General features: G+C 72.6%; 17 protein-coding genes and 1 pseudogene. 9 read left to right on the top strand and 9 right to left on the bottom strand.

Translation table 11 applies throughout. From position 1 onward, the window contains the following. Positions 1–10 precede the first annotated feature (10 nt). From AC061S_RS11505 to AC061S_RS11495, 3 genes are all read right to left on the bottom strand, one after another. Positions 11–3,406 carry a CARDB domain-containing protein gene (locus tag AC061S_RS11505; RefSeq protein ID WP_478685780.1) on the bottom strand — a complete coding sequence of 1,132 codons (3,396 nt, stop codon included), beginning with the start codon at positions 3,404–3,406 and terminating at the stop codon, positions 11–13. 311 nt (positions 3,407–3,717) lie between these two features. Further along, the gene (locus AC061S_RS11500) at positions 3,718–4,326 is read right to left on the bottom strand and encodes a HutD/Ves family protein (RefSeq protein ID WP_478685779.1); all 609 of its coding nucleotides are present in this window, start codon (positions 4,324–4,326) and stop codon (positions 3,718–3,720) included. A gap of 161 nt (positions 4,327–4,487) precedes the next feature. Continuing rightward, positions 4,488–6,029, bottom strand: coding sequence for an MFS transporter (locus AC061S_RS11495; RefSeq protein WP_478685778.1), 1,542 nt, complete (start codon positions 6,027–6,029; stop codon positions 4,488–4,490). 143 nt (positions 6,030–6,172) lie between these two features. On the opposite strand from AC061S_RS11495, the gene AC061S_RS11490 reads away from it, so the two are divergent. The 4 genes from AC061S_RS11490 to AC061S_RS11475 all read left to right on the top strand — a co-directional run bounded on the left by AC061S_RS11490 (position 6,173) and on the right by AC061S_RS11475 (position 8,739). After that, positions 6,173–6,616, top strand: a complete 444-nt coding sequence (locus tag AC061S_RS11490) for a MarR family winged helix-turn-helix transcriptional regulator (protein ID WP_478685777.1) — start codon at positions 6,173–6,175, stop codon at positions 6,614–6,616. 92 nt (positions 6,617–6,708) lie between these two features. Next, the gene (locus AC061S_RS11485) at positions 6,709–6,900 is read left to right on the top strand and encodes a DUF5302 domain-containing protein (protein ID WP_243333056.1); all 192 of its coding nucleotides are present in this window, start codon (positions 6,709–6,711) and stop codon (positions 6,898–6,900) included. A 348-nt stretch (positions 6,901–7,248) separates the two neighbouring features. Continuing rightward, positions 7,249–7,659: a rodlin gene (locus AC061S_RS11480; protein ID WP_478685776.1), complete on the top strand. Its 411-nt coding sequence runs from the start codon at positions 7,249–7,251 to the stop codon at positions 7,657–7,659. Between the two features lie 174 nt (positions 7,660–7,833). Beyond that, on the top strand, positions 7,834–8,739 hold the full coding sequence (locus AC061S_RS11475; protein WP_478685793.1) for a glycoside hydrolase family 19 protein: 906 nt from the start codon (positions 7,834–7,836) through the stop codon (positions 8,737–8,739). A gap of 4 nt (positions 8,740–8,743) precedes the next feature. Here AC061S_RS11475 and AC061S_RS11470 read toward each other — a convergent pair whose 3' ends face one another. Both AC061S_RS11470 and AC061S_RS11465 read right to left on the bottom strand, forming a co-directional pair. Next, positions 8,744–11,536, bottom strand: a complete 2,793-nt coding sequence (locus AC061S_RS11470) for a helix-turn-helix transcriptional regulator (RefSeq protein ID WP_478685775.1) — start codon at positions 11,534–11,536, stop codon at positions 8,744–8,746. A gap of 224 nt (positions 11,537–11,760) precedes the next feature. After that, positions 11,761–13,527, bottom strand: a complete 1,767-nt coding sequence (locus tag AC061S_RS11465) for a S8 family serine peptidase (protein WP_478685792.1) — start codon at positions 13,525–13,527, stop codon at positions 11,761–11,763. A gap of 429 nt (positions 13,528–13,956) precedes the next feature. Between AC061S_RS11465 and pip the strand changes: the two genes are divergently transcribed. Beyond that, the gene (gene pip / locus AC061S_RS11460; protein ID WP_478685774.1) at positions 13,957–14,934 is read left to right on the top strand and encodes a prolyl aminopeptidase; all 978 of its coding nucleotides are present in this window, start codon (positions 13,957–13,959) and stop codon (positions 14,932–14,934) included. Between the two features lie 57 nt (positions 14,935–14,991). On the opposite strand, the gene AC061S_RS11455 is transcribed toward pip, so the two are convergent. Then, on the bottom strand, positions 14,992–15,744 hold the full coding sequence (locus AC061S_RS11455) for a DUF1838 family protein (RefSeq protein ID WP_478685773.1): 753 nt from the start codon (positions 15,742–15,744) through the stop codon (positions 14,992–14,994). 161 nt (positions 15,745–15,905) lie between these two features. Here AC061S_RS11455 and AC061S_RS11450 point away from each other — a divergent pair, with 161 nt between their 5' ends. Further along, entirely contained in the window at positions 15,906–16,208 is a 303-nt protein-coding gene (locus tag AC061S_RS11450; protein WP_478685772.1) for a putative quinol monooxygenase, read from the top strand. Positions 16,209–16,245: 37 nt separating this feature from the next. Here AC061S_RS11450 and AC061S_RS11445 read toward each other — a convergent pair whose 3' ends face one another. Further along, on the bottom strand, positions 16,246–17,589 hold the full coding sequence (locus AC061S_RS11445; protein WP_478685771.1) for a hypothetical protein: 1,344 nt from the start codon (positions 17,587–17,589) through the stop codon (positions 16,246–16,248). A gap of 206 nt (positions 17,590–17,795) precedes the next feature. Here AC061S_RS11445 and AC061S_RS11440 point away from each other — a divergent pair, with 206 nt between their 5' ends. The 3 genes from AC061S_RS11440 to AC061S_RS11430 all read left to right on the top strand — a co-directional run bounded on the left by AC061S_RS11440 (position 17,796) and on the right by AC061S_RS11430 (position 20,205). Continuing rightward, entirely contained in the window at positions 17,796–18,794 is a 999-nt protein-coding gene (locus AC061S_RS11440) for a DUF1996 domain-containing protein (protein ID WP_478685770.1), read from the top strand. A gap of 110 nt (positions 18,795–18,904) precedes the next feature. Next, entirely contained in the window at positions 18,905–19,486 is a 582-nt protein-coding gene (locus AC061S_RS11435) for a sigma-70 family RNA polymerase sigma factor (RefSeq protein WP_478685769.1), read from the top strand. Continuing rightward, positions 19,483–20,205 carry a zf-HC2 domain-containing protein gene (locus AC061S_RS11430; RefSeq protein ID WP_478685768.1) on the top strand — a complete coding sequence of 241 codons (723 nt, stop codon included), beginning with the start codon at positions 19,483–19,485 and terminating at the stop codon, positions 20,203–20,205. The genes AC061S_RS11435 and AC061S_RS11430 overlap by 4 nt, the downstream gene beginning before the upstream one ends. A 332-nt stretch (positions 20,206–20,537) precedes the next feature. Here AC061S_RS11430 and AC061S_RS11425 read toward each other — a convergent pair. Together AC061S_RS11425 and AC061S_RS11420 are read right to left on the bottom strand one after the other, a co-directional pair. After that, positions 20,538–20,628: pseudogene (locus tag AC061S_RS11425) on the bottom strand. A gap of 26 nt (positions 20,629–20,654) precedes the next feature. After that, positions 20,655–21,386, bottom strand: a complete 732-nt coding sequence (locus tag AC061S_RS11420) for a DUF7873 family protein (protein WP_478685767.1) — start codon at positions 21,384–21,386, stop codon at positions 20,655–20,657. Positions 21,387–21,470 lie beyond the last annotated feature (84 nt).

The raw sequence follows: 21,470 nt of genomic DNA, 5'->3' as shown, positions 1-21,470 counted from the left end.
CCGCCTGCCGTTAGCCGCCGTTGATCAGGAACTGCGATCCGGGTTCGATCAGGATGTTGCCCCGGGCGGATCCGGTGATGGTGACGTTGGACAGGATGGCGTTGCCGCGCGCCCCGCCCATGGCCAGGATTCCGGCCCCGTTGTTGGACTTGCCGATGGTCACGTTCGTGATCTTGACGTCGGGCATGACCCCGCCGCCGGTCTTGAACTGGATCCCGTCGTAGGTGGAGTCGTGGATGTCGGTGTCGCGGATGACGACACCCGGGATCGGCAGGTTGGACGGGAACAGGGTGATCGCGCCGAACTCCTGGTCCTCGTTCCAGAACGCGCCGCCGGTGCGGAAGAGCCCGTTGCCCGCGATCAGGGTCTGCCCGGAGAAGGGCAGCGGGTCGTGGTCGGTCGCCAGCATGATGCCGGGGTAGTTCATGGTGTCGTAGATCAGGTTGTTCTCGATGGTGTTGCCGTAGCCGCCGTACAGGGCGATGCCGTTGGCCCGCCACGGGAGCTGGATGGTGTTGTTGCGGAAGTGGTTGTCGTGGCCGATGTCCACCGACTGGTCCTTCACGTACTTGCTGGACCACACCGCCAGGGCGTCGTCACCGGTCGTGCGGAAGGAGGAGTTGAAGACGGTGGAGTTGCGGGTGCCGTTGGCGAAGTTGATGCCGTCGGCGTAGGTGTCGCGGATCCGCATGCCGCTGAACTCGATGCCGTCGCCGGGTCCCCAGAGGGCCGGGATGTTGTCGTAGTCGCGGCCGACCCACACGCCGACGTTGGCGTGCTCGATCCACACGTTGCTGATCTTGGTGTTCTTGCCGAAGCGCCCGTTGAGGCCCACCCCGCCCTCGGCGTTGCCGTCGCCGCCTCGGATCCGGCCCGATCCGAAGATGGCGATGTCGGAGATCTGCGTGTTGTCGTCGATCTCGAAGCCGAAGTTGCCCTCGTGCGGGTGGTTGATGCCGCCGGCGTCCTGCGGCTGGGTCAGCGTGTAGAGCTGGGAGTGCCACATGCCCGCACCCCGGATGGAGACGTTGCTGATGCCCACCTGGTTGAACTGGCCCCGGTTCAGCGGGTCGTCGGTGAGGATCTTCTGCTCCTGGCGCCACTGCCCCTGCGGGATCCAGACGCAGGCGATCTGCCCGTTCTGGTCCGCCGTCACGGCCTTCTGGAGGGCGAGCGTGTCGTCGATGCCGTCGTTCGGGATCGCGCCGTAGTCGGTGATCGAGGTGCACTCGGCGGGCTTGGGCGCCGCCGGGGCCACCTGCTCCAGGTCGATCAGGTCGATGACGTAGTACGAGGCCGTGTCGCCCGCGTCGCGCTGGAGGCGGAAGGTGGTGCCGGGCGGGTAGCTCTGCGCGAGCAGGGCGTGGGACTCGTCGAAGAGCCTGCGGGCGTCGCCGCCGGGGGTGTTGGTCAGGCCCTCGGGGCTGTCGGTGCTGCCGTAGAGCCAGCTGTGCTTGGAGGAGAGGGTCAGCTTCTGGGCGAAGCCGCCGTTGACGTACAGGCTGATCGTGGCGTCGGCGCCGCCGCCGTTCGCGGCGTCGGGCACGGAGTTGCGCACGACGATGGAGTTGGCCTGGTTGGTGGAGGTGAACTGCACGTACTGGCCGGTCGCGGAGAGGCGTACGGACTCGCGGCCCGAGGACTCGGTGGCGAAGTTGGTGTGCCCGAAGGTGCGCTTGGCGTCGCTCTGCAGCAGGGTGCCGGTGTAACTGCCCGCCTCCGCCTCGTACTCGGTGTACGGGAGCGCCGCCCCGCGGCCGACGACCACGGCGCGTGAGTGGCTGTTGTTGTTCTCGTTGGTCTCGGCGACGAGGCCGGTCCCGTCGGCGGTGGCGGTGAGGGTGGCTCCGCCGCTGACCGCCGTCCAGGTGCCGTTGATCGGCACGTTGACGGTCGCACCGGCGGCGATCGCCGGGGTGGGGCCGTTCAGCGTGGTGGCGCCGGCGACCAGCCTGGTGATGCTGCCCGCGCTCACCGCGCTGGCGCCCCGGTTGCGCACGGCCACGGTGAAGGAGACCGGTGCCCCCACGGCCGGGTTGGCCGGGTTGGTGGTGATGGAGAGGGCTTCCAGGTCGGGACCCGGAGCCTGGCCGACGACGAGCTTCGCGGCGGCCGTGCGGCTGTTGTTGGTGTCGTCCTGCTCGGGGACGGTCCCGGCCGGGTCGACCACGGCGGAGACGGTGTAGCTGCCCATCGGGCGCTTGCCGACGGCGACCGGGACGGTGGCCGACGCTCCGGCCGCGAGAGCCCCGACCTGGGCGCTGCCGGCGACGGCGCCCTCGACGCTGACGTTGACGGCGGTGGCCGGGGAGGCGGCCGTACCGGCGTTGCGGACGGTCGCGTCGACCGTGACGGCGTCGCTCTCGGAGGGGGCGGCCGGGGACCAGGTGAGGTCCGAGACCGTCAGGTCCGGGTTCGGGGCGGCAGCGCCGATGACCTGGAACTCGGCCGCCTGGCCGCCGCCGGCCCCGGTGTTGCCGGAGAACTTCAGCTGGACCTCGGCGAGCCGGCCGGTGACGGGAACCGTCACGGTGTTCTGGTTGCCGCCCGGGCTGAACGCGTAGTCGGCGCGGGCCTTCAGGGTGGTGAACCCGCTCGCCGACTGCTCCCGGCCCAGGATCTCGAAGCTCTGCGTGCGGTTGCCCCAGGCGGGGTCGGGGTTGAGCTTGAGGACCACGCCGGTGACGTCGGCGTTGGAGCCGAGCTTCACGGTCAGCGTGGACTGCTGGCCGCCCGCCTCCCAGTAGCTGGTGACGCTGTCGTCGTTGGCGTTGGCCGCGACGAACGACTGGGTGGTGGAGGAGGCCTCGATGGGCTTGCCCTTGGCGAGGTTCACGCCGACGGGGGGCGGCGTGCCCGGGTCGCCGGGATCACCCGGGTCTCCGCTGCCGTCGGCCGAGTACACCTCCAGCTCGGATATCTGCGCGGCCTGCCAGCCCGTGTTCGCGGTGACGGCCACCCGCACGTAGCGGACCGTCGCGGCGGTGAACCCGATGGTCACCGCGTTGGACTGGGCGGGGTTGAACACCCGTCCCGCCGAGGCGGACAGGGTGGTGAAGGTGTTCCCGTCGGTGCTGCCCTGCACGGACAGCGTCTCGGTGCGCGTCTCCCACGGGGCGGGCAGCTTCAGCACCACCTGGTCGACGGCGACGCTGCTGCCGAGGTCCACCTGCACCCACTGCGGGAACGCGCCCGAGGGGCCCTCCCAGTACGAGCCCTGGTTGCCGTCGTTGACTCCCGGGGCCCCGTACCCGCCGAGGGAACCACTCGCGGTGACCGCCTTGCCCAGGGCGAGGTTGGGTCCGCCCGCCGCGGCGGCGAGGGTGACGGGCAGGAGTCCGACCGACATCAGCCCCGCGACCACCGTGCCGGCCACCATCAGCCGGCCGCCTTGCTTCCATCTCATGCTGTCCTCTGTTCCATGAGGGGACCCGGCCCGGCGCAGCCGCGCCTGCCGCAAACTTGCGTAGCGTTATTAATTTTTTGAGTGATCTGATCGCAGTTATGCGGCCATGGCGCCACAGGTTTCTAGCAGATGACGACTTTGTCAACGCTTCGCGCACAGACAGGAGTTCGCCGCACGTCTTCGCCCCGCGGCGATCACCGCGGCCAGGGCGGGCGCGCGACGGCGCCGGGCGCGCCGCGTCCGAGTCCGCGGACGGCCCCGACCTGCGCTCGGCGCCGGAACGCCCCGGACTCGGTGGAGCGGATGGCCTCCTACGCCTGCTGGGCTCGGACGGGCTCCGTCCGGGCCGGGACCGGGGCGAGGCGGACCACCGCCGTGCGTCCGGAGCTCCGCAGCAGGAGCTCCCGCGCTCCCGTCACCAGAACGGCGTCGTACGGGCCCAGTTCGGCGGATCCGTCGAGCTCGGCCGCCCCCTCCAGGGCGACGACCAGCAGGCTCTCGCCGGGGCGGACGGCGAGCGCGAGGTCGCCCCGTACGACGGCGGTGTCGGCGCGCACCACGCCCCGGCGGTACATCACGTTGAAGTTCACCACCGGTCCGGCGAGCAGCCGGCAGTCGGTCGGCTCGTCACCGGGGAACCGCTGGGGCGCGTACCGCCGGTCCACCAGGCGTCGTACGCCGCCGATCGCGAGGTCCATGCCGGCGCCCTCCGCGAGGGTGAGCGTGCGGTCGATGCCGGGGAACACGGAGAAGACGCCGTCGGCGGTGACCTCCGCGAGGCTGACCCGCCAGCCGAAGTCGTCCATCCCCGAGCCCTCGGGTCCGGCGGCGATCTCGCGGGTCACTCCCCCGCCATTCTTCCACCGGGCGGCCGGTCGGTCGGCCGCCCGCAGGATCCGGATCGCTTCGTCGCTGGTCATGTCACCCTTCCGCCCCGGTGACGCGCGCCCCCGGCCCGGCCGAGCCTATCCAGCCGGGCGCGGACCCCACGCGAGAGCGCCCCCGGGCCGCCGCGGGTGTGCGGTGGGCCGGGGGCGGCTCGGGGCCGGCTCGGGGTCGAGTCGGCGGGCGGGCGGGCGGATCAGGCGTCGGCCTTCACGGCCGGGCGGGCGGACACGCTCGCGGCGGATGCCGGGGCGGCCGGGGAGGCGGCGGCGCCCGCCGCAGCCGGCGCGGAGGAGTCCGTCCGCGGACCGTGGGCCCCGCGCAGGCCGATTCCGCTGATCACCGCGACCAGGCCGAAGGCCACGGCGCCGATGGCGAAGGTGAGCGTGAAGCCGGATTCGGCCGGCAGCGCGGGAACTCCCGCCGGGAGGTGTTCGAGCGTCTTCGAGGCCAGGATGGTGGTCACGATGGCGCTGCCGATCGCGCTGCCCGTGGAGCGGGAGATCGAGTTGATGCCGTTGGCGATGCCGCTCTGGTGGTGCGGAACGCTCGCCATGATCACGGCCGGCATGGCCGCGTAGCCGAAGCTGACGGCCGCGCCGACGATGAGGCCGGCGCCGATCACCGAGGCGCTGTGGCCGTGGTCCAGGGCCAGCCAGCCGAAGCCGGCGGCGCCGAGGGCCGCGGCCACCGTCAGGGCCGCGCGCGGCCCGCGGTGGCGGACGAGCTGCCCGCCGATGGGCGAGGCGAGGAGCGAGACGATCGCGCCGGGCAGCAGGAACTCCACGGACGCGCGCAGGATGGAGGCGTCGAAGCCGTAGCCGGTCAGGGCCTTGGGCATCTGGACGAGGTAGGAGACGCCCAGGAAGTTCGCGAACATGCCGAAGCCGACGAGGATGCCGGCCAGGTTGGCCATCAGGACCGGGCGGTGGACGAACATCCGCATGTCGACGAGGGGCTCGCGGACCTTGAGCTCGGTGAGCACCCAGACGGCGGTCATCACGACGGCGCCGGCGAAGCTGCCCAGCGTCCGGCCGGAGGCCCAGCCCCACTCGTGGCCCTGGGAGATCGGCAGCAGGAGCAGCAGCAGGGCGATGCCCAGGGTGAGGGCGCCGAGGAAGTCCGTACGGCCGCCGGTCTTGTGCCGGGTCGCCGGAACCAGGAAGACGACGGCGAGCAGCGCGAGCACGGCGAAGCCGGTGGCCATCCAGAAGGCGTTGCGGTAGTCGGCGTCGCTGCCGGAGGTCAGCAGGCCGGTGGCGACGAGCGCGAGGCCGCTGCCGAACGCGAGGGTGCCGCTGACCAGGGCCATCGCCCCGGGGAGCTTCTGCGGGCGGACCTCTTCGCGGAGCACGGAGAGGGCGAGCGGGAAGATCGCGGTCGCGGCGCCCTGCAGGACCCGGCCGAGGAGGAGCAGCGGGAGCGAGGACGCCAGTGCGGCGATGACGGATCCGGCGACCATGACGCCGAGTACGGCCACCAGCGTCGGCTTCTTGCCGTGCTGATCGCCGAAGCGGCCCAGCAGCGGGGTGAAGACGGCGGCGGACAGCAGGGTGGCGGTGGTCACCCAGCTGACGTTGGCGGTGGTGGTGCCCAGGTCGCTGCGGATCAGTCCCAGGATCGGGACCGGCAGCGTCTGCATCATCGACACGACCATGGCGGCCAGGCTCAGGGCGAAGACGACGACCGTCTCGTTCCGGCCGCCGGCCCGGGTGGTGGCGGAGGGGGTGGGGCTCATGGCAGGGAGGACCTTCTCAGTGCTTCAGATCGCAGATGTTTGACGTCATCAAGTACTTCGACTCCAGCAGACGGTAGACCTCAATAGTTAAGGTGGTCAAGTAAAAGGTTGATAATGTGAAACACCTTGCGTACGCTCCGAGCATGAGCGCCACCACCCCCCACACCGTCCCGACCAAGCTGGAGCTGCTGGAGCTGCTCGCCGCGATCGGCACCGCCCAGTGGCGCGATTTCGCGGCGGCCGCCGCACACCACGGCCTCACCTCCACCCAGGCGAAGGTCCTCGCCCAGCTCAACGGCCCGCTCCCGATGCGCGGCCTCGCCACCCTGCTGGTGTGCGACGCCTCGAACGTGACCGGCATCGTGGACCGACTGGAGGCCCGCGAGCTGGTGCGCCGCGAGCCCGACCCCGCGGACCGGCGGGTCAAGAACGTCGTGGCCACGGACGCGGGCCGCGAGGTGATCCGCCGGGTGCGCGAGGAGATGCAGGCCACGCACGGCGCCCTCGACGCACTGGACGACACCGAGCGCGCGACACTCCACTCCCTGCTGGAGCGGCTGCGCCCGACCCTGGAGAAGGACGCCTGAGACCGCTCCGAAGCCGCCTCGCCCGAACGCGTTGGCCAGGGGAAACACCACCTGACAGACTGCAACGGCTTCAGAACATTCCAGGAGGACGCATGTCAGAAGAATCAGACACCCCGCAGAACGAATCGCCGGCCGAGGAGGCCAAGCGGAAGTTCAAGGAGGCCCTGGAGCGGAACGCCGCCAATGCCCAGTCGCAGCAGGCGCACCAGAGCCGGGCGAAGATCCAGGGCGCCGGCGGCAACCCCGGGGGCAAGAACAAGAAGGTCCGCCGCAAGACCGGCTGACCCCGGCGGCATCGCGTTTCCGCGACACCGCCCCAGCCGGCCTCGACCGGATCCGGGACCAGCACACGGTCCGGATCCGGTCGAGGGCGGCGCCCCCCGGGGCTCCCCGAGGCGCTCGCCCGTGCACGGGGCGCGAACCAGGGGCGCACGCGCACGTACGCACTCGGGGACCGGGATCCGCCCGGGGGCGTTGGGTCAATCGGCCGACGCCGGACCGCACCGGTGGAGTGCAAGGTTGAGCCACTCGGGTGATGGGTGATAACCCCACGTGTCCACGGCAGTTGAGCAGCTCGTCCCGCCGAGGGCAGCTATCTCATGCGACAGTGCGACAGAAGAAGGATCCCCCACATGCTCAAGAAGTTCATGGCCACCGCAGCCGCCACCGCCGCCGTTCTGGGTGCCGGTGCCGCCGTAGCCTCCCCGGCGATGGCGATCGGCAACGACAACGGCGTCAACACCGTCAACGGCAACGACTCCTCGCAGCTCTACGGCAACCAGGAGACCAAGGGCGCAATGAGCCCGCAGATGGCGGCCGTCCAGGGCTCGCTGAACAAGCTCTGCATCGGCCTGCCCGCGAAGGTCAACGCCCAGTCGATCCTGGCGCTGGTCAACGTCGGCGTCCAGGACATCCCGATCGCATCCAACCCGCAGAACCAGCAGTGTGCCGAGAACTCCACCCAGGCCAAGGGTGACGAGACCGCCTCGCACATCCTGAACAACATCCCGGTCCTCTCCGGCAACCTCTCCGCCGGTAGCTGACCCTCAGAACCAAGCGCCGGTGCACTGCCCTTCGGGGCGCCGCACCGGCGCTTCGTTTTGGTCTAGACCTTGACAGGTCCAGACCATCCTCGCTTCAGTGGGCGCAGTTGTCCGTTGCCCGTTGCCCCCCACGGCAACTCCCCCCACTGAAGGAGCACTTCCGTGATACGCATCCTGCGCCGCCGCGCCCTCTCGCTGGCCGCCGCCGCGGCCGTCACCCTCGGCCTCGCGATCGCCCTCCCCTCCTCCCCCGCCGCCGCGGCTCCCGCCTGCGCCGGCGCGTGGGCGACCTCGGCCGTCTACACCGGCGGCATGAGCGCCTCGTACGGCGGTCACAACTGGCAGGCCAAGTGGTGGACCCAGGGCGAGACCCCCGGCACCACCGGTCAGTGGGGCGTCTGGTCGGACCAGGGCGTCTGCGGAGGCGGAACGACCCCGGACCCGACCACCCCCAACCCCTCCGGATTCGTGGTCAGCGAGGCCCAGTTCAACCAGATGTTCCCGAACCGGAACCCCTTCTACACCTACAACGGCCTGGTCGCGGCCCTCTCGGCCTACCCCGGCTTCGCCAACACCGGTGACGACACCGTCAAGCGGCGTGAAGCGGCGGCCTTCCTGGCCAACGTCTCGCACGAGACGGGCGGGCTCGTGCACATCGTCGAGCAGAACACAGCCAACTACCCGCACTACTGCGACACGAGCCAGTCCTACGGCTGTCCCGCCGGGCAGGCCGCCTACTACGGGCGCGGGCCGATCCAGTTGAGCTGGAACTTCAACTACAAGGCGGCCGGCGACGCCCTGGGCATCAACCTCCTGGCCAACCCGTACCTGGTGGAGCAGGACCCGGCCGTCGCGATGAAGACGGCGCTCTGGTACTGGAACACGCAGAACGGTCCGGGCACGATGACCGCCCACGCCGCCATGGTGAACGGCGCGGGCTTCGGCGAGACCATCCGCTCCATCAACGGCGCCCTGGAGTGCAACGGCGGAAACCCGGCGCAGGTGCAGAGCCGGATCAACAAGTACCAGGGCTTCACCCAGCTCCTGGGCGTGACCCCGGGGAACAGCCTGAGCTGCTGAGCGATCAGCGCGTCCGCAGCGTGGTGGCGAGCTGGGCCCGGGACCGGACGTCCAGCTTCTGGTAGATCCGGGTCAGCCGGGCCTCCACGGTCTTCACGCTGACGAAGAGCTTCGCGGCCGCCTCCTGGTTGCTGGCGCCCTGGGCGACCAGCACCGCGAGGCGGGTCTCCGCCTCCGTGAGGGCTGCCAGGGGCCGGTCCCCGCCGCCGCCCTCACTCCCGGACGGCGACGGCGACTGCTCCCGCGCGAGCTCCGCCCACGGGGTGGCGCCGGCCCGGGCGAAGGCCTCGGCCGCCGCCGCCAGCGCGGCCCGGGCGGGTGCGCGCCGGCGGCGGCGGCGCTCCACCCGGGCCAGGGCGAGCAGCGTACGGGCCCGCTCCAGCGGCAGTTCGAGGCGCGCGAAGCACGCGGCGGTGTTCTCCAGCAGGGCGACGGCCGCCTCGGCCTCGCCGTGCGCGGCCAGGCACAGCCCCCTGGCCCGGTCCAGGGCAGCGATCACACTGGTGCGGCCGAGCGCGAGGGCCGTCGTACGGACCCTGTCCTGCAGCTCCGCGGCCTCGTCGGGCGCGTCGGCGGCGACCAGGGCCTCGGCCAGCTCTCCGTGCCAGCGCAGGATCGAGGGGTCGACCACCTGCTGGGCGGCCTCCAGTTCGGCCACCCGGCGCAGGGTGGTGACGGCCTTCGCGGCCTCGCCCGTGGCCAGCTCGACCAGGCCGAGCACGTACAGGCCGCGGGAGAGGAAGACCTGGTCGTGCTCCTCTTCGGAGGCCTGGATGCCGCGCCGGGCGTATCCGGCGGCGCGTGAGAAACCTCCGCCCATGGCCTCGGCCAGGGCGGTCAGGTACCAGGCGGGGCCGGGCGAGAGCCCCGCCTCGACGGTGAGCCGCAGGGCGTCGCGGGCGTGCGCCGTGGCCGCCGCGCACCTGCCCCGGCGCAGTTCCACCTCGGTGAGGCTGCGCAGTACTTCGAAGACGTCCTCGGCCGATCCGGTGCGCCGCACGGCGGGCAGCAGCACGAGCAGCTGGCGTCCGGCGTCGGCGAGCCGGTCGTCGAAGAGGGCGTGGCGGACGGCCAGGTACTGCGGGGCGTTGCGCATGCCGAGCGGTACGTCGGGGGCGGGCAGGGCGAGCGCCTCGGCGAGGATCTCCTCGGCGTCCGGATCACCGAGGATGCGGCCCATCCGGGCCCGCACGGTCAGCGCCATGGCCTCGGCGACCTGGTCGCCGCCGCTGCGAGCGAGTACGCCGGCCTGTGCGGCGGCGTCGCGGGAGCGGACGGGGTCGCCGTCGCTGAGGTTGTGCTTCCAGGCGATGCGCAGCCGGATGGCGGCCTCCAGGGCGGGGTCGCCCTCGGCGTCGGCCGCGGCGTGCGCGAAGGTCTCGTCGAGGGATCCGAGGGCCTGGCCCTCGGCGTCGATGACGGCGAGGCGGGCCCGCACCCGGTCGGCGGGCGAGGCGTCGCGGGCGAGCACGGCGCGGGTGGCGCGGCGGGCGAGGTCGGCGCGGCCCGCCCAGCCCGCGTCCTCGGCGGCGCCGACGAGCCGGGCGAGCTCCTCGCCGGGCAGGTGCCCGGGGGTCCGGTCGGCGGCGAGCAGGCCGAGCTCGGCGGCCAGGGCCCGCTGGCCGCGGCGTCTGCAGGAAGCGGCGGCCCCGGTGATCTCGGCGGCGAGCGCCTCGTCGGGGGCGTCCACGGCCAGCGCGCGGTGGCGTACGGCCTGGACCGGGTCGTCGACTGCGGCGGCCAGCGCCGCGTGCCCGGCGGCGCGTTCGGACCAGCCCGCGTCGGCGGCCAGCGCGGTCGGCAGGGCCCCGGCGGTGAATCGGATCGTGCCGTCCTCTTCCACGGTGAGCAGCGCGGCCCGTTCGGCCACGGCGAGCTCGGCCTCCGCGTCGGGGCGTCCGGCCCGCCGCAGCAGCGCGGTGGTGGGGCGCGCGGCGAGCGCGGCGAACAGCAGGGTGCGTCTGGCCTGGGCGGGCACGACGCCGAGGAGCCGTCGGGCCACCTCGCGGGCCTGGCCGGAGACGGGCAGCGGATCGGCGTGGTGGGCGCCGCCCTCGCGGGAGCCGGCGGCTTCGGCGAGGGAGTGGCCCAGCGCCAGGGCGAGGCGCGGGTTGCCTCCGCTGGCCTGGTGGATGCGGCCGGCGAGGCGGGCCGGGAGCCCGCGGCGCACCAGCAGTTCGGCGACCTCGTCGGTGCCGAGCGGCGGCACCCGTATCTGGGGGGTGTCGGGGCCGCAGAGGGCCTCGCAGAGCGGGGCGCCGCCCTGGACGCACTCGGCGGCGAGGACCCGTACCCGCGGCGGGGTCAGGCGCAGGGCGAAGCGGAGCAGGTCGGTGCTCTCCGCGTCGAGCCACTGGGCGTTGTCGAGCGCGAGCAGGACGGGTCCGCGGGCGGCGAGGGTGCGCAGCACTTCGACGACGGCGAGGCGCAGGGCGACGTGGTCGCGGCCGGCCCGTGGCGCGTCGGTTTCGCGCCGCAGCAGGGCGATGGCGGTGCGCTGCGGTCCGGAGAGGCTGTCCAGTGCGGTGGCGGGTACGGAGGCGAGCAGGGCGGCGGCGGAGGCTTCGGGTATCCAGCGGTCGGCGGCTCCGGGGGCGAGGCCCAGCACGGTCTCGTGGCGCAGCACTGCGGCCTCGGTGAGGGCGCGCAGCACCTCGGTCTTGCCCGCGCCGGCGGGTCCGGTGAGCAGGGCCCGTCCGTGCGTGGTCAGCGCGCGGTCGACCTCCTTGATCAGTTCGCCGTGTCCGACGGTCGGGTGTCCGACCGTCGTGTCAGCGTGCCCCGTCGCCACCACCACGCACAGCACCAGCCTCTCGCTTGCCCGCTCCTGTGCCCTTCCTGTGAGACGCGACAATACGAGGTCGGATGCCCGGCGGACCCGGATTGTGACGCAGATTCCAGTCACGTGACAGGAAAACCCGCCGGACCTGCCGATACGTGGGGTATCGGCGGGTCCGGCGGGCTCGTTTGGTCCGTACTATCGGCCCGTCAGGGGCAGTTCCGGCGCGGGTGGGACCGGGCTCAGAAGCCGAGGCTCCAGGAGTCGATCTTGCCGATGTCGCCGCCGGCGTTGTCGTTGACGCGCAGCTTCCAGGTGCCGTTCGCGACCTCGGTGGAGGCGTTGACGGTGTAGGTCGTGGCGATGTTGTCGGCGCTGCCGCCGGTCCGGTTGTGCACCGTGTAGACGGTGCCGTCGGGGGCGACCAGGTCGACCTTCAGGTCACCGATGTAGGTGTGGACGATGTTCACGCCGACCTTGAGGGTGGCCGGGGCGTTGCCGGTGACACCGGTGACGGTGATCGGACTCTCCACGGTGGTGTTGTCACCGATCGCGAAGTCCGTGGTGTTCTCGAAGCCCGGGGTGGGCGGGGTCGAGGTCACGGCGGCCACGGTCGCGGCGGCGTCGGCGAGGCCGGTGCCGCAGCCGCCGGTGCAGGTGCCGGCCAGCGGGCGGGCGTTCGTCTTGATCGCGGACTCGATCTGGGCCGGGGTCAGCGCGGAGTTCGCCGACTTCAGCAGGGCGGCGAGGCCCGCGACGTGCGGGGCGGCCATGCTGGTGCCCTGGTAGGGCTCGTAGTTCTCGGCGCCGGGGGTGGTGGCGCCGGTGTTCAGGGTGGACCAGATGCCGTTCTCGGGCGTGGTGATGGTGCCGGGCGTGTCGGTGGCGCGGCGGGTCTCACCGCCCGGGGCGGCGACGTCGATGATCGCGCCGTAGTTCGAGTAGAAGGAGCGGTCGCCGGTGCGGTTGCTGGAGGCGACGTTGATCACGTTGTTGCAGCTGGCGGGCGAGAAGCCGGCCGCGTCGGAGTTGCTGTTGCCGGCGGCGACGACGACGGTCGTGCCGCGGCCGACGGCGGCGTTGATGGCGTTCTGGTACGTGGCGGTGCAGGCGCCCGAGCCGCCGAGGCTCATGTTGATGACCTTGGCCGGGGTGGCGTTGGCCGGGATGCCCGAGACGGTGCCGCCGGAGGCCCAGGTGATGGCGTCGACGATGTCCGAGGTGGCACCGCCGCACTTGCCGAGCACGCGGACGGGCTGGATCTTCGCGCCGTACGCGATGCCGGCGATGCCCTTGGAGTTGCTCGTGGCGGCGGCGATGGTGCCGGCGACGTGCGTGCCGTGCCAGGAGGAGTCACTGGCCTTGGAGCCGGTGCCGCACTCGCCGGCCGCGCTCCAGTCACCCTGGTCGGCGGGGTTGTTGTCGCGGCCGTTGCCGTCGCGGGCGGCGGTGGAGCTGGCGATGAAGTCGTAGCCCGCGACCACGTTGGCGGCCAGGTCGGAGTGGGCCACGTAACCGGTGTCGATCACGGCGACCGTGACGCCGGAACCGGTGGTCTTGTCCCAGGCCGCCGGAACGTTCATGCCGGCGGTGGGCTCGAAGAGGTCCCACTGCTTGGCGTACTCGGTGTCGTTGGGGGTGACGGCGAGGGCGTACGCGCGGGAGTCGGCCTCGACGTAGGCGACGTCGGGGTCGGCACGGAACTGGGCCATGACGGCGGCCGCGTCGGCCGGGGCGCCGAGGTTGACGAGGGCGGCTCCGGTGCCGAGGCGGCGCTCGAACTTCGCCTTCTTCGACGCCTTCTTGCCCTTGGCCTCCACGTCGGCGGCAGCGGCGGAGTTGGAGCCCGCCTCGGCGGCCGAGGCCTTGTACCCCACGATGAGGTTCTCGACCGGGGCTGCGGCGGCGGGGGCGCCGGCGGCCGGGAGGGTCTGCGAGCCGGGGGCGGGATCCGCGGCGGACAGCGCCAGGGAGGTGGTGGCGGTGCCGGCGAGCAGGGTGACGGACATCGCCACCACGGATATGAGCCTGCGTCGACTGGATGCGTGCACGGTGTTCCCTTTCGCGGGCCGCCACAGAACGCTCCGGGACGGCCGGTTGGTGCAGTGTGGGAGGTTGACCGGCGGCCGCGGGACCGGAACAGGCTGGTCAAGCCCGCCCGGCCACCGCTGCTGCACACCACGTCGTCGCCCGCCGCAGCGTCGGGGCTGGGCAACGGTGGCCCCGGCGAAGGACCGACCCAGAGCTTCGCGCCATGTGGGGTTGGCGCGGGGGCTGTTCGGACGGGGAGGATCGCCGGTGGGCAGACAGTAGGCAAAGCGGGGATGAACGCGATACGGGGAAAACCCTTGTCCGGACCCTGGCGAGGGCGCCGTAGGGTGGCCGGAACCCGACGGACCCCGACGGACCGCCGGCAAACGGCCGTCCGGGACGAGGGAATGAGGAGGTGGGACGTGGGAGAGCTCCATCCGCCGGTCGAGCCCTACGACAAGGGGATGCTCGACGTCGGCGACGGAAACGCCGTCTACTGGGAGGTCTGCGGCAATCCTGACGGAAAGCCCGCACTCGTCGTCCACGGCGGTCCGGGATCGGGCTGCACCGAGCACGCCCGACGGCTCTTCGATCCGGCCCGCTACCGGATCGTCCTGTTCGACCAGCGCGGCTGCGGTCGCAGCACCCCGCACGCGAGCGATCCGGCGACCGACATGCGGCACAACACCACCGGCCACCTGGTCGCCGACATGGAGCGGCTGCGCGAGCACCTCGGCATCGGCAGCTGGCTGCTGTACGGCGGCTCGTGGGGCTCCACCCTGATCCTGGCCTACGCCGAGCGGCACCCGGAGCGGGTCTCCGAGATCGTCATCGCGGCCGTCACCACCACCCGGCGCTCGGAGATCGACTGGCTGTACCGAGGCGTCGGCCGGTTCTTCCCCGAGCAGTGGGAGCGTTTCCTCGCCGGCTCCGGCACCACCGCGCGCGACGGCGACCTCGTCGGGGCCTACGCGCGCCTGGCCGCCGACCCGGACGAGGAGGTACGGGCGAAGGCCACGGCGGACTGGTGCGCCTGGGAGGACGCGGTGCTGTCCGGCGAGACCAAGGGCGCCTCCCCGCCGTACACCGGGCGGCCTCCGGCGGCCCGGGTCGCCTTCGTCCGCATCTGCTCGCACTACTTCTCGCACGGTGCGTGGCTGGAGGAGGGCGCGCTGCTGCGCGGGGCCCACCGGCTGGCAGGGATCCCGGGCGCCTTGATCCACGGCCGGCTCGACATGGGCAGCCCCCTCGACACGGCGTGGGAACTGTCCCGCGCCTGGCCGGGGGCGGAGCTGACCGTGGTGGAGGAGGCGGGTCACACCGGCGGCCCGACCACCCTCGACCACGTGCTGCGCGCCCTCGACCGCTTCGCGGCCGCCGGCTGAGGGGCGGCCCCGGACCGGGCGCCGCCCCGAACGGCGCGGCCCGGCACGGCGCCGAGCTCAGGCGCCCGGTCCGTCCACCGGCGGGTTGAGGCGCCGGAAGTACGTCCAACTGGTCTCGTTCGGCTCCGTCCACTTCTCGGGGGCGTGGGCGAACTCCGGGTGGCGGGCGGCGACGTACGCGCGGGTCCGCTCCGGGGCCTCCGCGTAGGAGGCGAGTTTGCGGCCCCGGCAGTGGAAGGCCAGCCCGCCGGGGCGCGGCCCCTGTTCCATCCAGGGCAGCCAGGGGGACATCCGGCTCCAGGACATGGTGGACGGGACGCTGGGCGCGTCGGTGGCGAGGACCGATGCTGGGGCGAAGAACTGGAAGAGCTCCAGGGCCCGGTAGGTGTCGTCGGCCGAGTTCGCCGGGTACTGCGCGATGGGCAGCGGGGAGGGGTAGGCGAGCGGGATCTCCAGGCTGAAGCAGACCTGGTCGCCCAGTTCGGTCATGGGGACGGGGAAGGGACGCCACCTCTGGTTCGCGGGGTCGTTCCAGACGTGGACCACGGGCTTGTCCTCCCAGGTCTCCAGGATCTCGCGGGTCAGCGGGTCCAGGTAGAACGCGGCCTCGCGGGTGAGGAGCTGGTAGGTCCCCGGCTCCTCGCCCTCCACCAGCCGTGCCACGTTGAGGCCTTCGAATCCAAAGAGCCGCCGGTAGGGCTCACCGGGGGCCCAGGAGTGGACGTCGCCCGTCCACCAGAAGGTGACCTCGGTTCCGTCGAGGGAGGCGCGGGTACGGGCGAGGGCCTGCAGGAGGTCTTCGGGTGTCATACCGGGCCACTCTGCGCGGTCGGCGCGGACCGGGCAAGGACCGGACCGGCCATGCGGGGCGGAACGGCCGGGCGGGCAAGGGCCGGTGGGTGGCGGGTTGGGTGGGTGGCGGATGGAAAAACCTTTCCGCCGCCCACTCCGGTCGATCTAGTCTTCGGCCCATGCCATCGACAGTTCGACTCCTGATCCTCATCTCCACCCTCCCGGGCCGCGGCCGGGAGCAGATCAACACCTACGAGCGCCTGGCGCCGGTCGTGCGGGCCGAGGAGGGTTGCGTCCGCTACGACATGCACGCGGTGGGCGGCGATCCGGACCGGTTCGTCCTCATCGAGGAATGGTCCTCGCGGGCTGCCCTCGCCGCGCACGATGCCACCCCGCACATGATCGAGGCGGACGCGGCGAGCCCCGCGTTCCGCGTGGGCCCCGCGGAGGTGATCGAGCTCGACGCGGGCCCGCTGGCCTGATCCGGGCCGGCGGAAGGTTTCGGCCCGCACCCCGGGATCACCGGGGATGCGTGCCCGGTCCGAGGAGTTCGATCTCGCGGGCCGCGCGCGGGGAGTGGACGCCCCGGTTGAGGGCTTCGGCGTACCGCAGTTCGGCGGCGGCCTCCCGCTCCTGGCCGCCCAGCCGGTACAGCCTGGCCCGTTCCACGTGGGTGAGCATGATCGCGCGCTCCTGCTGGGCGGGACGGGAGGCCAGCGAGGCGTCCAGGGCCGCGTGGGCCGCGGGGTGGTCTCCGAGCAGACCGAGGACCACCGCGCGCTTGAACTCCAGGGCGGCCGGGCGGTAGGTGTGGAAGGGATCCGGCTCGCCCACGGCGCCGCCCTGCGCCCGGTCGGCGGCGTCCAGCCAGGCGATGGCCTCCGCCCGGTGCCCCAGGGCGGCGTGCACCTGGGCCGCCTGGGCCGCCACGAAGGCCCGTACGGCGCCAGGGGCGTTCGGGGCGGTCTCCAGCGCCTGGCGTACGTAGGCGAGCGCGACGGCCGGCTGCTTCTGATCGAGGGCGTCCTGGCTGAGCATGCGCAGGGCGATGGCCCGGGTGGAGGGTTCCCCGGCCAGCTCCGCGAGGGCGGCGGCCCGGCTCAGGGTCCGCCGCGCCTCGGCGAAGGAGCACTGGTCGGCGTAACTGCGGGCCAGGAGCAGCACCGTGCGCGCCGCGTGGCCGATCTCCAGGGCGGACAGGGAGCCTTCGTCCCCGGTGGCGGTGAGGGCCGTACGGAAGGTGCTCTGGAGGTACGCGAGGAGGACCGGCGCGGTGGCGTCCCCGCCGAGGGCGTCGACCTGGCCGGTGAAGAAGCTCTCGGCGGCCCGGCGCAGTTCGGTGTGGGACAGGGCGGGTACCCGGCCGGCGTCGGGCTCCGGCTCCGGGCCGTCCCCGGCGCGGGCGTCCCCGGGCGGGGCTCCGACGCGGTCGCGCTGTTCCGGGACCCGGTGCGCCCCGCCGGCGCCGCGGGGCCTGCGGTGCGGGTGCAGACCGGGCACGCCGGCGAGGAGTTCCGCCGCCAGGGCGTGGAGTCCGGGGGCCGGTTCGCGGCCGGACGGGGCGGTGCCCGGATGCCGCGAGTCGGTGTGGTTCACGCCGGCGTGGTGCAAGCCGATGTGGTGCATGCCGATGTCGGCCGGGCCGACGGGCCGGTTCAGCCGGCCGGCGAGGATCTCGCAGAGGAGGCCGGGCACCGGGTCGCGCGGGGTGCTGCCGCGCAGCCAGTGGGCGACCGAGGTCCGGTCGTACCCGGTGGTGAGCCCGGCCGCCCGCGCGCTCGTGTTGAGCCGCCGGGCCAGGGCTTCGTAGGTCCAGCCGGTTTCCCTGATCAGGCGGTGCAGGAGGTGGTTGGCAGCGGGCACGGCGGTCGTCCTTCCTTGCGATGCGGGCCGCTCGAGAAGGTTGCTTTGCCGTATGAACAGCCAAACGGGGGCAAAGGTTGCGGGCGCCTGGGCGCGGGGCCCGCGCGTGCAACACCTTCAACGGATCCGGGCGCCGCGGCCGGGCGGTGACCGCCCTGCGGACGCCCGGTTGACTCAGGCGGGGGTGGGCGGGAACCGTGACCCGCATGGGGAACGAACGCCGACTGCTCACGCTGCTGATCTGCCTGGTCCTGGGCACCGGGCTGACCGCCGCCGTGCTGGGGGCCGCGCGCGCGGGCGGGCCGCACCCGGCGGCGGGTGCGGCCGGTCCCGTGCCCGCAGACTTCGTGGACATCCGGGAGGTCCCGCCCGGGCCCGCCGAGCCCCCCGCGGCCGGTCCGCAGGCCTCCGCCGGCCGGGTGTCGGTGGATTGCGGCCGCAACGAGGAGGGCCACTTCAACGAGGACAACCTCGTCGTCTCGCCGGGGCTGCGCTCCGGCGCCCACCACACGCACGGCTACGTGGGAAACCTGTCCACGGACGCCTTCTCCACCGAGGCCTCCCTGGACGCGGCCGCCACCAGCTGTGCGGGCGGGGACCGTTCCACGTACTACTGGCCGGTGCTGCGCCGCACGGACCGGCCGGGCGACCGGCCGCACGAGGGAGCGGCGGGCCACGGCAACGCGGGCGCGATCCTGCCCGAGTCGGCGGTGTCGGTGGAGTTCCTCGGCAGTCCGGTGAGCAAGGTGGTGGCGATGCCCCGGTTCCTGAACGCGATGACCGGCGACGCGGTGGCCTTCACCGCGGACTCCGACGAGGACGTGCGGGCCCGCTGGGGCTGTTCGGGCTCCCCCGACCGGTCCACCACCCGCTATCCGCGCTGCCCGCGGGGCGAGCGCCTCACCCGTACGCTCACCTTCCCGAGCTGTTGGAACGGTCTGGACACCACCAGCCCCGGACACCGCTCGCACCTGCGCTTCCCGGCGGCGAACGGGGTCTGCCCGCAGGGCACGTTCCCCGTGCCGCGCTTGCGGATCTCCCTCGCCTACGACGTGCCCGCGGGGGCGCCCATCTCCCTCGACTCCTTCCCCGAGCAGCGGCACAGCCCCAAGACGGACCATGGGATGTTCGTGAATGTGATGACCGGCCCCCGGATGGACGAGGTCGTGGCCTGCCTCAACCAGGGCCGCACCTGCCGGACCTGAGCGGTACCGCGAGCCGCGATCTCCCGGGTGACGCAGGTCACGTGAACCCGGTGCCCGTGCGTCGCGTGTTGTGACCGCACCACGTAAGCGAGGAAGACGGAGAGGGTGAGATGGCCGGACCACTGTGGCCCCGCACTCGGCGGGGCTCGACCGACGAGGCACTGATCAAGTCCGTGTACGAGGAGCACGGTCACGCCCTGCTCGCGTACGCGACCCGGCTGACCGGGGACCGCGCCGCGGCCGAGGACATCGTCCAGGAGACCCTGATCAGGGCCTGGCGCCACTCCGAGGTCCTGGTGAACGGGAAGGGTTCCGTACGCGGCTGGCTGCTCACGGTGGCCCGCAACATCATCACCGACCGGTACCGGGCGAAGGCGGCCCGCCCTCCGGAGGTGTCCGGATCCCCGGCCCATCCGCCGGTGGAGGCGGACCACGCCGACGCGGTGGTGGACACCATGACCGTACTGGGCGCCCTGGATCAGCTGTCACCGGAACACCGGGACGTGCTGACGGAGTTGTACTACCGCCAGCAGAGCGTCGCCGAGGCGGCGGACGCCCTCGGCATCCCGGCCGGCACGGTGAAATCGCGCTCGCACTACGCGCTCAAGGCGCTCAGAGAAGTCTTCAGGGAAAGCTCACGCACGGGCGGCCCGTCTCCGCGGCCCGGCGGACTGCAGGAGGTGGTGGCATGAACGGGCAGCGGCACGAGGAGGAACTGCTCGGCCCGTACGTTCTCGGCGTCCTGGACGACGCGGAGGTCCGCCGGGTCGAGGAACACGTGGACGGCTGCGTGCAGTGCCGTCAGGAGGTGACGGCTTTGCGCGAGATGGAGGCGGCGCTGGGCGAAGTGCCCCCCGAGGCGTTCCTCGACGGTCCGCCGCAGGGCGGGGACCTGCTGCTCCAGCGCACCCTGCGCCAGATGCGCCAGGAGGTCGACGGGGCGCGCCGGCGCCGGACCGTGTTCACGGGACTGGCCGTGGCGGCCTCGCTGACCGCCGTCTTCTGGGCCGGTACGCAGCTGGGCGGCGGGAGCACCGGCGTCGAGGCCCGGCCGCGGCCGACGGTCTCGGCCGAGCCGTCCGCGCCGCCGGCGGGGACCAAGGTGGCCTCCGCGACGGATGCGGGCACGGGCGCGCGGATGACCGTACAGGTGACGCCCGCTGCCAAGTGGGTGCGGGTGCACGCCGCGGTGACGGGGATCCCGCCGGGCGAGCGCTGCCGGATCGTCGTGGTCTCCCGGGACGGCACGCGCACCACGGCGGGCGGCTGGGTGGTGGGCACCGCGGAGCACGGCGAGGGCAAGGGCGCTGCCCTGGACGGCTCGGCGGCGGTGGACCCGGCGGACGTCCAGTCGGTCCTGGTGGAGAACGAGTCGGGCACCGCGTTCGTGTCCGTACCGGTGCCCACGTAGTTGAACCGGCGCCGCGTCGCCCCGGCACCGCGCCGCGCGGCGGACGTCGGGAAACGTGACGGAGCCCGGGAGCATGTCCAGCTCCCGGGCTCCAGCTTGCCACCCATTTGCGCACACCGGCGGCGTTTAAGAACCGCGGGTCATCTTGAGATCGACGTGTTCTGCCGTTGAACTACAGCGCCACGGAAGAGGCGCCGAGGGGACTTGAACCCCCATCCGTCGATGTTCGCCCGCGCTCGGTCGATCCGGTGTTCGGCGGCGAATACTGAGACTGGAGCGAGAATCTGAGTGTGACGGGGCCGCCTCTGCCGGGCTTGGGCCACCCCCGCACGTGGTGCGGGGGGAGGGATTCGAACCCCCAACTGACACCCCGTGATCAGCTTCAACATCAGTTTCAGCTTGCGCTCATCGCGCACCCCCCGCTCGCGACGGGGGGCGAATGTGGGGGGCTACCCGAAGAGGTAGCCGAATACCGCGTCACCGGTCCGCTGGTCGGTGACCTCGGTGTTGTTCGCCTCCTCGCGGGCGAACTTGACGGACTGCTGGAGCTTCTCGACGCGGTCGAGGAGCTCGTTGACCCGCCGGGCGGGCAGCGCTCCGGAGAACTTCACGGTGGTCCAGTAGCCGACCGCGACGTCCTCGTAGTACACCTCGACCTGCGCCGGGTGCTTCTCCGTGGCCTCGGCCTTCACGTGGTTGCGCGGGACCTTCTTCGTGCGGATGGTCCGTACCGCGTCCGTCTTCCACGCGTCCGTCGAGGGGTCGAGGTTCCACGACTCGGAGGCTTCGAGCACCGGCAGCTTGCGCACGAAGGTGTGCAGGTCGGTGAGCTGCTTCTCCAGGAACAGCAGGTACGGGACGGGCACCTGGGGCAGCAGGACCGTGCCGTCGACCACCACGTCGGCGACCGCGGACCGGTTCGCCCAGTCCTTCGTCGCGGTCACGTCGAAGAGCCGGGTGAGGGTCGAGGCGGTCGCCCGCAGGGCGTCCTCGGCCTTGATCTGGACCCGGGTGGACTCGGGCGGGAGCTGCTCGCCCTCCTCGTCCTTGGGCTGGTAGGTCCGGGAGATGCCGGCCAGCAGGGCGGGCTTCTGCACGTCCTGGTGAGCCTGGGTGAGCTCCTGGAGGGCCTTGGACTTGACGCCCTTTTCGACTGCGATGATCTGATTCAGCTTCGGCACACCGCGAACCTAACAACCGTGCTCCGTCAGCACATCCGATTAAAACGGCGGCCCCGCCCCCCTGTCGGGTCGAGGGGGCGGGGC

This window comes from Streptomyces sp. CA189 (assembly GCF_056428985.1).
This window is presented reverse-complemented; position numbering and strand designations above follow the sequence as displayed.